This window comes from Leptolyngbya boryana PCC 6306 (assembly GCF_000353285.1).
In the GTDB taxonomy this organism is placed as follows: Bacteria; Cyanobacteriota; Cyanobacteriia; order Leptolyngbyales; family Leptolyngbyaceae; genus Leptolyngbya; species Leptolyngbya boryana.
In genome coordinates this window covers 4,356,074-4,369,808 of the sequence record NZ_KB731324.1, presented here as the reverse complement: position 1 = coordinate 4,369,808, position 13,735 = coordinate 4,356,074, and the positions used below count along the sequence as shown (strand labels likewise).

The 13,735-nt window shown below is 46.9% G+C and carries 11 protein-coding genes; 9 read left to right on the top strand and 2 right to left on the bottom strand.

Annotated elements, in window-relative coordinates; all coding sequences use genetic code 11:
* The first annotated feature begins 67 nt into the window (after nucleotides 1-67).
* A complete protein-coding gene (locus LEPBO_RS37875) occupies nucleotides 68-499 on the top strand; it encodes an NADH-quinone oxidoreductase subunit B family protein (RefSeq protein WP_017289701.1) in 432 nt (143 codons plus the stop codon).
* Here the strand turns inward: LEPBO_RS37875 and LEPBO_RS0121800 are convergent.
* Nucleotides 490-1,536, bottom strand: a complete 1,047-nt coding sequence (locus LEPBO_RS0121800) for a SpoIID/LytB domain-containing protein (protein ID WP_017289700.1) — start codon at nucleotides 1,534-1,536, stop codon at nucleotides 490-492. The two genes, LEPBO_RS37875 and LEPBO_RS0121800, sit on opposite strands and share 10 nt — an antisense overlap.
* 85 nt (nucleotides 1,537-1,621) lie before the next feature.
* Nucleotides 1,622-1,942 (bottom strand): cytochrome c6 PetJ, encoded by a 321-nt coding sequence (gene petJ, locus LEPBO_RS0121795; RefSeq protein WP_316428182.1) that lies wholly within the window; start codon nucleotides 1,940-1,942, stop codon nucleotides 1,622-1,624.
* A 906-nt stretch (nucleotides 1,943-2,848) separates the two neighbouring features.
* Between petJ and LEPBO_RS0121790 the strand changes: the two genes are divergently transcribed.
* The 8 genes from LEPBO_RS0121790 to LEPBO_RS37870 all read left to right on the top strand — a co-directional run bounded on the left by LEPBO_RS0121790 (nucleotide 2,849) and on the right by LEPBO_RS37870 (nucleotide 13,702).
* Nucleotides 2,849-4,210, top strand: a complete 1,362-nt coding sequence (locus LEPBO_RS0121790; protein WP_017289698.1) for a CmpA/NrtA family ABC transporter substrate-binding protein — start codon at nucleotides 2,849-2,851, stop codon at nucleotides 4,208-4,210.
* Between the two features lie 83 nt (nucleotides 4,211-4,293).
* Entirely contained in the window at nucleotides 4,294-5,130 is an 837-nt protein-coding gene (ntrB, locus tag LEPBO_RS0121785) for a nitrate ABC transporter permease (protein ID WP_017289697.1), read from the top strand.
* A gap of 167 nt (nucleotides 5,131-5,297) precedes the next feature.
* The gene (locus LEPBO_RS0121780; protein WP_017289696.1) at nucleotides 5,298-7,298 is read left to right on the top strand and encodes an ABC transporter ATP-binding/substrate-binding protein; all 2,001 of its coding nucleotides are present in this window, start codon (nucleotides 5,298-5,300) and stop codon (nucleotides 7,296-7,298) included.
* Between the two features lie 158 nt (nucleotides 7,299-7,456).
* A complete protein-coding gene (locus tag LEPBO_RS0121775) occupies nucleotides 7,457-8,290 on the top strand; it encodes a nitrate ABC transporter ATP-binding protein (protein WP_017289695.1) in 834 nt (277 codons plus the stop codon).
* Nucleotides 8,291-9,159: 869 nt separating this feature from the next.
* The gene (locus LEPBO_RS0121760) at nucleotides 9,160-10,236 is read left to right on the top strand and encodes a sodium-dependent bicarbonate transport family permease (RefSeq protein ID WP_026148815.1); all 1,077 of its coding nucleotides are present in this window, start codon (nucleotides 9,160-9,162) and stop codon (nucleotides 10,234-10,236) included.
* Between the two features lie 81 nt (nucleotides 10,237-10,317).
* Nucleotides 10,318-10,650, top strand: a complete 333-nt coding sequence (locus tag LEPBO_RS0121755) for a P-II family nitrogen regulator (protein ID WP_017289691.1) — start codon at nucleotides 10,318-10,320, stop codon at nucleotides 10,648-10,650.
* A gap of 312 nt (nucleotides 10,651-10,962) precedes the next feature.
* Nucleotides 10,963-12,324, top strand: a complete 1,362-nt coding sequence (locus LEPBO_RS0121745) for a cation:proton antiporter (RefSeq protein WP_239741203.1) — start codon at nucleotides 10,963-10,965, stop codon at nucleotides 12,322-12,324.
* A gap of 310 nt (nucleotides 12,325-12,634) precedes the next feature.
* Complete coding sequence (locus LEPBO_RS37870; RefSeq protein WP_051077813.1) at nucleotides 12,635-13,702, top strand: IS4 family transposase; 1,068 nt, start codon at nucleotides 12,635-12,637, stop codon at nucleotides 13,700-13,702.
* Nucleotides 13,703-13,735 lie beyond the last annotated feature (33 nt).

The window sequence follows — 13,735 nt, the reverse complement described above, 5'->3', positions numbered from 1 at the left end:
GCTACAACAACCGCGAAAAATGAACTGATTCTGCATTCAATCGATCACACTCAGGATACTCAGTCCCATGCCAAACACAATCTTAATTGCAGACAAATTGCACCCGAACAAACAGCCTCTGTTTGAAAATGCAATCCTAACAACCGTCAACAATTTATATCAACAGATCCATCGCTCTGAACTGTCTTCGCCTGAATGTGAGCCGACTTGCTGCTTCATCAAGGTTGCATCATTGCTGAGTACCCACAAAGCACCTGCTCATCCCGCTGATTTACTCATCACAGCTAGCCTAGTCACGCCCAATTTTGCCCCGACCTTGATCCGGCTTTACGAACAAATGCCCGATCCAAAATTTGTCATCGCACTCGGAGGATGTAGCCCGATCGAGAATTCGCTCACTGCTGTAGGCAGTCTGATTCCAGTCAATACTTACATTATGGAATGCCCATTGCGATCGCAAACGCTGTTAAACGCGATCGCATCTTTGCATCATTCGTGATCCTGCTCAATCCGAGCAATTCCCGTTTTCGGATAGTAGCGTGCCAAAATCTGACGATAGTTATATCCTTGTTCGGCAAGGCTCAATGCTCCTAGTTGGCTCATTCCCTTGCCTCGAAAGGCTTCTGCGACAATATCATCCGATGCGGCATACAGCGACTCGACAATTCCGCCGCGGTAGCTGACAAACTCCCCTGCGGTCTGATCAACCGCCCGATTGGTGGCATCTGCTTCTCTAGAGATACCGCTATAGACTTGAAAATATTCGTCAGACCCCATGTGATAAAGCGGTTGGGCACGCCGGAAATAGTAAGTTAAGGCATACGATCGCGCCGCAACGGCTTGAGCTTTTAGCGCTTCTGCACTCCAGCTAGGTGAAACTTCACTGGCAACGACACTATGCAAATAGTGTCGCAAATTAATATAGTTCACGACCCAAATTCTTCCGCCTTGAGCCGCGAGTAAAAATCGACCTCGGTACGGTTTGTCTCCAAGATAGAGAATTCCGTTCGGCGGGGGCTGAATCATCACCATTCCTGGTAATTGTCCGTTGCCGAAATTCATGCGATCGCCAATTCCCTGAATCGGATAAGAATTTCCAGACGAAAGTTGACCGATGGGCTTTCCTTCTCCATCCAGAATCGTTGCACCTTGAGAAGCCGCGATCGCCAAACTCGGTTGTCCCATTGCGATCGCAACTTGCATTTCAATTAATGAATCAACCGTTCCAATCGAAGCCATCAATGCCGCTTTGGTTTTCGCATTCAGGGCAGCTTCTTCTGGAGTAAATTGCTTCGGATCAACGGGCGTTAACGTCTTTTTTGGAGCGGGAGACTTAACGGGTTGCGCTAATTTCGGCGGAGGTGAGGGTAACGCGATCGGGCTTGGCAACGGAGATGCGATCGGAGAAGGCAGCGGTGCAGGTTCACTATGACTTTGCTGATTCAAATAAACGCCAGCCAGCGGAATTAACGCCAGACACGGAACCAATAACCAGGGACGCTGTTTTAGCCACTCTAAAATCGATTTACGCCACATATTAATAAAGTGCGGAATTCAGGATTGAATATTCGGAACAGATCTCCACCTTACCCTCTATTCAAGCCTGAATTCCAAAATCCGCTTACCAACCTTTCTCTGCTTTATCTAAGACGTAGAGTGCAACGGATTGGATTTGGTCATCGCTGAGACGACCTTTGAATGCGGGCATTGCACCTTTGCCATTCGTCACTTGAGCAACGATCGCTTCAACTGTATCTTTGCCATTTGCGGTCAGCGCATCTTTCTTTAAAGTTTTTGCGCCGTTAATTGCGTTACCGCCGCCTGCATGACAAGCTGCACAGTTTGCATTAAAGACTTTTCCGCCTGCTGCTGCGTCGGCCGCAAATGCAGGTTGGCTGATCAATGTGGTTAGAAACACCACAGACAGGACGATTGTAGCCAACAGTGTTCTCATTCTGCGAATCATTTTGTTCTTCTCTTAAACATCAACATTCGGTAAGCAGTTCTCACCAGTGTCATGCTGTCTTCAGGAAAATCCCTACGTCAAAAGACAGCGCGTAAAACTTTTCGGTTTCGTTATTAACCGCAATAGTTCGTTACCTGAGATGCAAATAAAGGTTTACAGAAGTTTACAGTTTTAGGGCTTTCAGTAATGATTCATTGTGGATTCGCTCAATGGATAGAGCAACCCAATTAATTACCTTAATTTCATCTATTCATCTCAAAGAATCGATGCCATTATTGAATCTCATCAATGTATGTTTGATTTTGATAACTCCAATGAGTTGAGCCTATGAGATGAGGAGAGATACTTTCTAAAAAATAGAAATAAGTCTATTAATTTAGGCCATATACAAATTATTTAAAACATGCGTAGTCTTCTCACAGTAGGAATTTCAGCAGAATAAACAGTATTTTTTCAGCTGTAACTCATCACTAATATATCCTTTACTTATCGGAGTAATTACTATCCAGGAATGAGAATCTATAGACTGAAATCCATCTATTAGATTTGAGATTTATGGTCTTATTTGCAATTCAACATCTAGACTTTTTACAGAATTTCAGAGTATCTTAATATTCAACAGATTAATCAAGTTTGATTGACTTAAACAAGTGAGTTAAACCGATTAATAACTGCCAAAGCTGGTCTAATTTTTGCAGCTCAAAGGGCTGCTTTTGCTTGGTGTGATGCAGCAATTCAACTTAATTTTTGTCGTTGAATTTGCACATTAGATTTTCGCAGTCTGAATAGCTAAACTCCAGTGATTACAAGAATCTCTGGATCAGATTCGCTTGCTCAATTGAGCGCTTAATTTGTTGATTTATCTATGTTTGGGAGTTGGATATGAAGCGTTTTTCGTCGATGTCACGGCGCAACTTTTTATTAACAGCAGGAGCAACTACTGCTTCTACGCTCTTATTAAAAGGATGTCTAGGAAATCCCCCAGAGCAGACGACCGGTGGACTACAAGCTTCTCCCGTTGCTAATGTAGGTTCTGCCGTCAAAGCAGGCGAAGAACCTGAAGTTAAAACGGTCAAATTGGGCTATTTACCGATCGTTGAAGCAGCCCCGCTGATCATCGCTCAGGCAAAAGGTTTCTTTGCCAAGCATGGCTTAACTGAAGTTTCGCTCGATAAGCAAGCAAACTGGGGTGCAGCCCGCGATAACGTCAAAATTGGCGCAGGTGGCGGCGGAATTGATGGGGGACAATGGCAAATGCCGATGCCCTACTTGATTTCTGAAGGCATTATTACCGATGGCGCTCAAGTTCCAATGTATGTATTGGCGCAATTAAACACTCAAGGAAATGGAATTGCGATCGCAAGCAAGCACCTTGGTAAAAACATCGGCTTGAAACTCGCCGATCAAACTGCATTCTTTGGCGGTCTGAAGTCTCAAGGCGGACGTTTCAAAGCCGCTTACACCTTCCCCAAAGCAAACCAAGAATTTTGGATTCGCTACTGGCTTGCAGCAGGTGGCGTTGATCCAGTAGAAGATGTTGAGTTGCTCACCGTACCGACTGCACAAACCGTTGCCGATATGAAACGTGGTGCAATGGATGCATTCAGTACAGGCGACCCCTGGCCCGCTCGTATTGTTGCTGATAAGACTGGATTTATTGCTGCCTTGACCGGAGAAATCTGGAAAGCACACCCAGAAGAGTACCTTGCAGTTCGCAAAGACTGGGTCGATAAGCATCCTAAAGCAACCAAAGCACTGCTCAAAGCCGTGATGGAAGCTCAGCAATGGTGTGATGATTTCAACAACCGGACTGAAATGGCGAAAATCCTCGCTACCCGTGAATACTTCAACGTTCCAGAGAACGTCCTCATCGAGCCGCTCATGGGCAAATACAACTTGGGTGAGCGCACCGTCGATGACAAATCACTAGCTGTGATGTACTGGAAAGATAGCAAAGGCAGCGTGTCTTACCCTTACAAGAGCCATGATCTGTGGTTCTTAACCGAAAGTGTCCGTTGGGGCTTCCTGCCACAAAACACGCTAGACAAAGCGAAAGAAATGATTGATAAAGTCAATCGCGAAGACCTCTGGAAACAAGCTGCTCAAGAATTAGGAGTTGCTTCTGCTGACATTCCCACCAGTACATCCCGAGGCGTGGAAGAGTTCTTCGATGGCGTCAAGTTTGACCCAGAGAATCCCAAAGCTTATCTCGACAGCTTAAAGATTAAGAAGCTAGCAGCGTAGTTGCTAAATCGGTGCATCTCGCACTTTGAATGACTTGTCTGATTTGTTAAACACTTACCGCAGTTAATAAGGAGCAAACCGTCATGACTATCGCCCGGAAGCGATCTACAACATTCCCCGCCTTCACTTGGGACGACAAGACCAAAGAGACACTCGACAACATTCTGATGCCGATTGGAGCATTGTTCGGATTGCTCGCCCTTTGGCAAATTCTGACCATGATTGTGCCGACCGATTTGCCAGGGCCTTTCAAAGTCATTGAAGAAACTCGGATTTTGATTCTATACCCGTTCTATGACAAGGGTGGCACAGACAAAGGGCTATTCTGGCAAGTGTTCTCCAGCTTGCAACGGGTTGCAGTTGGCTATACGTTTGCCGCAGTGGTAGGCATTAGCTTAGGCATCTTGGTTGGATTGAACAAACGTCTTTCAAAAGGTCTCGATCCAATTTTCAACATCTTAAGAACCGTTCCACCTTTGGCATGGGTTCCGATCGCACTTGCTGCATTGAAGCAAAACCAGCCTGCTGCACTGTTCGTGATCTTCATTACTGCGATTTGGCCAATCTTAATCAACACCGCAGTGGGAGTCCGACAGATTCCGCAGGACTATAACAACGTTGCTCAAGTGCTGCAATTGCCCAAGTCGGAGTACTTCTTCAAGATTTTGATTCCCTCTGCACTGCCTTACATCTTTACTGGACTGAGAATTGCAATTGGTCTGGCTTGGTTGGCGATTATTGCAGCAGAGATTGTGATGTCCGGGATTGTGGGGATTGGCTTCTTTATCTGGAACGCTTATCAGAACAGTCAGGTGAGTGAAATCATCTTAGCCTTGGTTTACATTGGCTTAGTCGGTTGGTTGCTCGATAACCTGATGGCATGGCTTCAGAATAAGATCTTGCCGCAAAGCCAACGGTAATCCAAGAACTAGCGCGCTTGCTCCACTGCGGTAGCAAGAGGTGAAGGATGATGAGGACTGGATTTGTTCTCCGACGTTTGCGCCTCTGCATCCTTCACTTTTTATCCCAGCGATCGTTCTCTATCCCGTTCTGAAACACTTAACCACTGTCGTTCCAGGTTTTAGTTATGACTTCCTTTGTTACTGTCGAAAGTCTTGAAAAGACCTTTTCCCTTCAAGGTGGTGGCAACTACGTTGCACTGAAGGGAATTGATTTAGAAATTAAGCAGGGCGAATTTATCTCGCTGATTGGTCACTCGGGTTGTGGTAAATCCACCTTACTGAACATGGTGGCAGGTTTAGATTTACCGACAGATGGTGTCGTGATGCTGCAAGGCGAACAAATCCTGCGCCCTGGTCCCGATAAAATGGTGGTTTTTCAAAACTACTCGCTCTTGCCTTGGATGACCGTGCGCCAAAACATTGCGCTGGCGGTTAACAATGTGATGAAAGATCTTTCAGCAGTCGAGCGGAACCAAATTGTTGAAGAACACATTGATTTAGTTGGTCTTCGACATGCCGTGGATAAGCCACCGGATCAGCTTTCTGGCGGAATGAAGCAGCGAGTCGCGATCGCACGGGCGCTGGCAACTCGTCCGAAGCTCTTACTGCTAGATGAGCCTTTCGGTGCGTTAGATGCGCTGACTCGCGGGAACTTGCAAGAACAATTGATGAAAATCTGCGAAGAGAGTCATGTGACTGCTGTCATGGTCACGCACGATGTCGATGAAGCTTTGCTGTTGAGCGATCGCATTGTCATGCTCACGAATGGACCCGAATCAAAAATCGGGCAAATCATGGAAGTAGACATTCCTCGCCCTCGCAAGCGCATGGAAGTCGTCAATCATCCCAACTACTACAGCTATCGCAGTGAAATCATTTACTTCTTGAATCAGCAAAAGCAAATCAAGAAACTGAGAGCGAGAAAAACAACCGCGATCGCTCGTCATGGCTTAGAGAAGATCAATCTTGAAATCGGATTTGTCCCGCTCACAGCTGCGGCTCCCCTGATCATTGCCAAAGAGAAAGGCTTCTTCACCCATCATGGCTTAGATGAAGTCAACTTAGTTCGTGAATCAAGCTGGCGCGGCATTCAAGATGGCATTGCTGGTAAATATTTAGATGCCGCACAAATGCCTTCTGGGATGCCTGTTTGGTTAACCGTCGGGGGATTAGGAGAACCCCTCCCTGTCGTCAGTGCTTTGACTATGACCCGAAATGGGAATGCAATTACACTCGACAAGCGATTCTTTGACAAAGGCATTACCACCTTGGCTGAGCTAAAGCGGATGCTGCTTGAGAGTGTAGATGAACGTCATACCTTTGGAGTCGTTCACCCGGCTTCGATGCACAACCTCCTCTTGCGCTACTGGCTCGCGGCAGGTGGAGTCGATCCAGATAAAGACTTAACCATTTCAACCATTCCGCCAGCGCAGATGGTTGCTCAGCTAGAAGCTGGAAACATTGATGGTTACTGTATTGGTGAACCTTGGAACATTCGGGCTTCGCTCGACAAGATTGGCTATACGATCGCAACTGACTTAGAAATCTGGGATGGTCATCCTGGTAAGGTTCTAGGCGTTCGAGAAGATTGGGCAAATACCTATCCCAACACGCACGTTGCCCTCGTCAAAGCACTGCTCGAAGCTTGTGCTTATTGTGCAAATCCAGAAAATCATCCAGAAGTTCAAGCGATTCTGTCTCAACCGCAATATCTCGATTGTGAGATGGATTACATTGGGCTTGGCGATGGCAGCCATAGTACTTGTGACATTAAAGGATCGCCGCGCGAGAACTCACACCCTCAGTTCTTTGGAGCAGGGGTCAACCGTCCCAGCCGGACAGAGCATCTTTGGATTCTGACGCAGTTGGCTCGGTGGGGCGATATTCCCTTCCCGCGGAACTGGGTGGAAATTCTAGAGCGGATTTGTAAGGTGAGTGTCTTTAGTATCGCGTCTCGTGAACTTGAACTAGAGGATGTTTCCTACAGTCGCGGACCAATTCAACTGTTTGATGGCACAACCTTTACCGCAGAAGATCCAATCGGCTATCTCAACCACCTCAAGATTAAGCACGATGTCTACATGGCAGACATTCCGCTAAAAGCTCCAGGCATTCTGGCAGCTTAAGGTGTGCGCGATCGAGAATCCACACATTCTCTTAATCCTCCAGATTTGGAGGATTAAGAGAACACCGATCCGTCGATCGCGCAGCAACACCGCCGTGCTACCTCATTCCGCACATCAACCCTCTCCTAACCATGCAAACCACTCAATCATCTAGAACAATGGTGACTTCGGCACAATCTGCACAAAGCTCTGCGTCCAGAGCAGCCAATCCCTTTCTCGTCATCGATCAAGTCTCCAAAGTGTATCCCACTAAAAATGGCGACTACACGGTTTTGAAAGATGTCAACCTCACTGTTAATCAGGGTGAATTCATCTGCGTTATCGGTCACTCGGGTTGTGGAAAATCTACCTTGCTCAACATGGTGAGCGGATTTTCCAAGCCCACCACAGGTTCTGTTCTGCTACAAGGTAAACCGATCGAGAAACCTGGTCCCGATCGCATGGTTGTGTTCCAGGGATATGCCCTGCTGCCTTGGCTCACCGTGTTTGAAAACGTCTATCTCGGGGTCAACGTGGTTTATCCTGACAAGCCCAAATCTGAGAAAACTCAGATTGTCAAAGACTTTTTGGCACTGGTTGGACTAGCCGACGCGATGGAGAAAAAGCCCACCCAAATCTCAGGCGGGATGAAACAGCGAGTTGCAATCGCCCGTGCGCTTGCAATTTGTCCAGAAGTTTTGATCTTAGATGAGCCATTTGGTGCATTAGATGCCATCACCAAAGAAGAATTGCAAGAAGAACTTTTGAAGATCTGGAACACTCACAAATGCACGGTGTTGATGATTACGCACGACATTGATGAAGCGTTATTTCTTGCAGATAAATTAGTGATGATGACTAACGGACCTGCGGCAAACATTGGAGAAGTGATGGAGATTCCATTCCGCCGTCCTCGAAATCGTGGGCGGATGATGGAAACACCAGAGTATTACAAACTGCGAAACTATGCATTGGATTTCCTCTATAATCGCTTCGCTCACGACGACGAATAACGTAACTAATCTTCAGGAGCCAGTGAAGGGCATTCAATTGAAATCTAATACTAAAAATTAGTATTGAATCCCCTTCATTACCGAACGAATGCAATGCCCAACGCTCTCAAAAGTTTGCTTGCACCGAAGCCTGTCCCAAGTAGTTGAACAGATGCGCTACTTTGAATCGATTTATAAGAAGCGCATCTATTTTTTCTCTCTCATCGCCAAAACGTCTCTCTGGATTCTGTCCAATTCGCTTGATTTACAAAATAGAAGAAGAAGCTTAATTATAGATATTCTTAGGACTCAAGATTGGGCGAATTCAATACTGTTCGTAGATGCCCATGAAATAGCGGCAATCTATCAACAAATATCAATACTGTTCAAAAGTCTAGAGCGAATTAAGAGGTTTTTCTTATTCGCTCCATTTGGTTTTTCTTGGATTTTCATCTATTTAAGACTAGACGGAATACAAGAAATAACGATAAGGTTATTTCAATCATTTACTTGAACTGAATATAGTTAATCAAATCGTTCGTGGGGTCAATCATATCGATTGATTGAAATCAATGATTTTCCCACTGACATTGATCAACTACTTCAAAATCAGACGCTGTTGAGATTAATTCATGAGATTGATCTAGGGATTTTTGCGCCCAATTTTCTTGAGCAACGGCGTGCAGTTCAGTCCCTTTTTTGGAGAGGAACATGGCTCAATTTTTAGACTCATTTTGGAGAGTGACCCTTGTGAGCGCCCTGACTACAGGTTTTCGTGCGCCACAGGTGTTTCAAGAGTGAAGCGCCTCACTCTTACTCTCGATTAACTCTTGAAAGTTCATTCAGTTCATTCACTGCAACACTCCTCAACAGAGGAGAAGGAGGTATTTATGGATTTTTGGTCCTTGTTTGTCATGGACTTCGTGCAGCAGTTGCAGTCCCCAACACTCGCTTTTTTGATTGGTGGGATGATCATTGCTGCTCTCGGGAGTGAATTGGTAATTCCCGAGTCGATTTGTACAATCATCGTCTTCATGCTGCTCACCAAAATCGGTCTGACCGGTGGCATTGCTATCCGTAACTCCAACCTGGCGGACATGGTGTTACCCATGATCTGTGCAGTAGTCGTAGGGATTCTGGTTGTCTTCATCGCGCGCTATACATTGGCGAAGCTGCCAAAGGTCAAAGTCGTCGATGCGATCGCGACTGGAGGATTGTTTGGAGCCGTGAGTGGCTCCACGATGGCTGCTGGACTGACAGTACTGGAAGAACAAAAAGTGCCATTCGAGGCATGGGCAGGCGCACTCTATCCCTTCATGGATATCCCCGCCCTCGTGACTGCGATTGTGGTCGCCAACATTTATCTCAACAAGAAGAAGCTGAAGGCTGCACAGGCGCATCTCACCGAGGAGGAGTATCTCAGCAAGCAGGAGTATCTCAGCAATCAAGGGGCTGCGAATAATCGGGTCAAGATATGGCCGATCATTGAGGAAAGCCTTCGGGGTCCTGCCTTATCAGCAATGTTGTTAGGTCTTGCGCTTGGCATATTCACCCGACCAGAGAGTGTCTATAAAGGTTTCTACGACCCTGCCTTTCGCGGCTTGCTTTCGATCTTGATGTTGGTCATGGGCATGGAAGCATGGTCAAGACTTGGCGAACTGCGCAAGGTGGCTCAATGGTATGTCGTGTATAGCGTGGCAGCACCGTTTGTGCATGGGCTAATCGCCTTTGGTCTCGGCATGATTGCCCACTACGTTGCAGGATTCAGCATGGGCGGTGTCGTGATCCTGGCTGTCATTGCTTCCTCTAGTTCAGACATCTCAGGTCCACCCACGTTGAGAGCGGGTATCCCATCGGCTAACCCCTCTGCCTATATCGGCGCGTCCACAGCCATCGGTACACCCATTGCGATCGGCTTATGTATCCCGTTCTTCGTCGGTCTCGCCCAAGCGATCGGCGGACTATAATGACGGGCCGTGGTCTGTCGGTGTTCCCTTAGCTCGACAGACCCAGCATGTTAATGTACATCGTTTAAGGAAACAGCCAATATGTCTAAGAAAGCCAACAAGCTTGTCATCGTTACGGAAAAGGTTCTGCTGAAAAAGGTCGCCAAGATCATTGAGGAATGCGGGGCAACCGGTTACACAGTGGTGGACACTGGCGGTAAAGGCAGTCGCAACGTGCGCTCTACAGGTAAACCCAACACTGCCGACACCGACTCGAATGTGAAGTTCGAGATCCTCACCGAAACTCGGGAGATGGCTGAGAAAATTGCAGATCAAGTTGCATTGACGTTTTTCACCGATTATGCCGGCATTGCCTATCTCTGTGAAGCAGAGGTACTGTACGGGAGAAGTTTCTGTGGACCAGAGGGCTGTTGAGATCATCTCAACACTCATTTGCCCCCGTTACTCATTGAAAGCTATGACTCCGGCAATGATTGAGAGTGCATTTTTGAGGCTGGAACCCTTGAAAATTCTAGATTTTCTTTGATAGCTTTCATTGTCGGTTTAATAGGCTTGTCTCGATCCAGGCAACCGCATCCAAAGCATGAGAGTCTTTGATTCGATCGGTTGCTTTTTTCATAACTGTCCGCAGTTTGATGAATCTTTCAAACCCTTAACCTTCGTTGTTCTAAATTCATGATTTTGTCCAACATTCTGCATCCTTTTAGTGGGGGGATAGCCGCTCTCATGACTCCAATACCATTCCTGGCGACCGCTGTTGCTGAAGATTCACCCCTAATTCTGTCTGGCGTATTGCTGACGCTGGTGGTGATTTACCTAGCCAGCAAGCTCGGCGCAGAAGTCGCTAGGCGATTAGATTTTCCGCCCGTTTTGGGGGAACTGGTCGCGGGTGTGATTGTCGGCGTTTCGGCATTGCATCTGGTGATCTTTCCCGAAGGGGGGCTATCTGCCTCTGACTCGGTGATTATGTCAGCGCTGCAAGGATTAAATCAGTTAGCACCGGATGCGATGACTCGGATCTTTGAGTCGCAAAGTGAAGTGATTTCGGTTCTGGCTGAAATCGGCGTGATTATTCTGCTGTTTGAAATTGGACTGGAATCCGATCTGCGACAGCTAAAGGAAGTGGGAATTCAAGCCACGGTGGTCGCCTGCGTCGGAGTCGCAGCACCTTTTGCAGCGGGTACGGCAGGGTTAATGATGCTCTTTCATGTCGCAGCAATTCCAGCAATTTTTGCGGGAGCCGCATTAACGGCAACGAGTATCGGCATTACCTCTAAAGTGTTGTCAGAGCTAGGTCAACTCAAATCCAAAGAAGGGCAAATCATTGTTGGCGCAGCAGTGATTGATGATGTCCTCGGCATTATTGTTCTAGCTGTCGTCGCTAGCTTAGCTAAAACGGGTGAGATTGATGTTGCCAATGTCATTTACTTGATTGTCAGCGCGACGGCATTTTTGATGGGTTCAATTTTGTTGGGGGGTATCTTTAACAAAACTTTTGTAGCGATCGTAGATAAGCTCAAAACCCGTGGAAATATTGTTATTCCGGCATTCATCTTTGCGTTCTTTATGGCATTTTTAGGGAATGCCATTCATCTCGAAGCGATTTTGGGCGCGTTTGCAGCGGGTTTGGTGCTCGATGAAACCGATGCCCGGAACGAGTTAGATGAATTAATCAAACCGATCGCCGATTTACTGGTACCCATCTTCTTTGTGACAGTGGGAGCGCGTGCCGACCTCGGTGTGTTGAACCCGACAGTACCGGAGAATCGGGCGGGTCTCTTGATTGCTATCTTTTTGATGGTGGTAGCGATTATCGGCAAGCTGATCACAGGTTGGGCAGTGTTCGGACAACCCGGCATCAATCGAGTGGCGATCGGGGTTGGGATGATCCCTCGAGGTGAGGTAGGTCTAGTGTTTGCTGGCATCGGCTCAGCTAGCGGCATTTTGGATAAGCCGTTGGAGGTATCGATTATTATCATGGTCATTCTGACAACTTTTCTGGCTCCACCCTTTTTACGGGTTGCCTTTGGTTCATCCACAAATCCCATCCCAGAATCTACCCCGGCTGTGGAAACAGCTAGCAAGTAACGGTTTTACGAGATTACATCTGTTTACTCAACAGATGTAATCGATGATTGTGGCGCGATCCTCTGATCTACGGAACCGAGCATTAGAATTCTTGTATAGCAAGGTTACTCATACTGCGTAGCAATTCGGCGACGCAATCTTAAGAATCCTAGTTGGAACTTGTCATCGCTCCCAATCTTTTAGAAAAGATAGAGAAAATTTTCTTAAGGGGTGACGACACGACTGAACGGTAGAAAGGATGCCGGATAGCAGCATTGAGAGACAGAAAAAATGAGGTGATTCCACTTGTTTCACCCCATCAATCTAAAAGATGTTGCCCTCATTCTATCAAACCTGTTTACAATCGCAATTAACGGAAGCGCAATTTGTGACGCTAGAAATCTTGGTCGAACTGTTGCAAAAAGAGCGAAGAATTACGATTGAACGGATAGCGACCCTGTTTCCGCAACCGATTCTATTTGAGAGCAGACGGCGGAATATTCAGCGATTCTTGAGTCTGCCGCAACTGACTCCACAAGCGATCTGGTTTCCGATTGTCAAGCAGTGGATCAAACGACATTACTCAGGTAGAACTCCGCTTCACCTGGTGGTTGACCGGACGCAATGGCAAAACCATAACTTGATCATGGTGAGTCTTGTATACCAGAAGCGGGCAATCCCATTGCACTGGATGTGGCTGAACAAGCAAGGACAGAGTTCGCTGGCTGAACAACGAAAAGTGTTATGTCCGGTATTTCATCTGTTGAAAAAGTATCGCTTCATTTTGCTCGGAGACCGTGAGTTTCACAGTATCGAGCTTGCTGCTTGGTGTGTGGAAAAACAAGTCAAATTCGTGTTCCGTTTACCGAAAAGTACGACCATCAAACCGAATGACAGCGATGCGTTTACTCGCCTCGACGATTTGCCACAAACGCCCGGAATCACTGAGCAATATCTGCACATTCAAGTCACGCAAAATCGCGGGTTCGGCAAGCATAATTTAGTCTTGCGCCAAAAACGCGCCTACCGTCAATCGAATTCTGATGCTTGGTATCTGCTGACCAATCTCGTCGGTGCCGAACAAACTCTGAAAGCTTACTCTAATCGCTTCTCCATTGAGCCGCTGTTCAAAGACTACAAATCCGGTGGCTATCATCTCGAAGATTGCCATGCCCGATTCACGCCGATTCAATGCACTACTGGTTCTGATTGCCATTGCTTATTCGCTCTCAACGCTTCAGGGACGACGCATTCGCCCAAAAGCAAGTGCAATGCTACGTCGGTCGAGTCAAGGAGCCGAAGCGAACCCGAAACCGACATAGCAATTTCTGGATTGGCTTGTATGGCAGGTTGTGGATTGAACCCTTGCAATTGTGGTCAACTCTGGCGACCAAGTTGATGGCACTCAAGCCGCAAAAACGTCCCTTTTTTC

What these genes read in the sequence shown, in the direction of transcription:
- LEPBO_RS0121780 (WP_017289696.1), top strand. Translation starts at nt 5,298, where the DNA reads ATGACTTCCTTTGTTACTGTCGAAAGTCTTGAAAAGACCTTTTCCCTT.
- LEPBO_RS0121790 (WP_017289698.1), top strand. Translation starts at nt 2,849, where the DNA reads ATGAAGCGTTTTTCGTCGATGTCACGGCGCAACTTTTTATTAACAGCA.
- LEPBO_RS37875 (WP_017289701.1), top strand. Translation starts at nt 68, where the DNA reads ATGCCAAACACAATCTTAATTGCAGACAAATTGCACCCGAACAAACAG.
- LEPBO_RS37870 (WP_051077813.1), top strand. Translation starts at nt 12,635, where the DNA reads ATGTTGCCCTCATTCTATCAAACCTGTTTACAATCGCAATTAACGGAA.
- ntrB (WP_017289697.1), top strand. Translation starts at nt 4,294, where the DNA reads ATGACTATCGCCCGGAAGCGATCTACAACATTCCCCGCCTTCACTTGG.
- LEPBO_RS0121745 (WP_239741203.1), top strand. Translation starts at nt 10,963, where the DNA reads ATGACTCCAATACCATTCCTGGCGACCGCTGTTGCTGAAGATTCACCC.
- LEPBO_RS0121800 (WP_017289700.1), bottom strand. Translation starts at nt 1,536, where the DNA reads ATGTGGCGTAAATCGATTTTAGAGTGGCTAAAACAGCGTCCCTGGTTA.
- LEPBO_RS0121775 (WP_017289695.1), top strand. Translation starts at nt 7,457, where the DNA reads ATGGTGACTTCGGCACAATCTGCACAAAGCTCTGCGTCCAGAGCAGCC.
- LEPBO_RS0121760 (WP_026148815.1), top strand. Translation starts at nt 9,160, where the DNA reads ATGGATTTTTGGTCCTTGTTTGTCATGGACTTCGTGCAGCAGTTGCAG.
- LEPBO_RS0121755 (WP_017289691.1), top strand. Translation starts at nt 10,318, where the DNA reads ATGTCTAAGAAAGCCAACAAGCTTGTCATCGTTACGGAAAAGGTTCTG.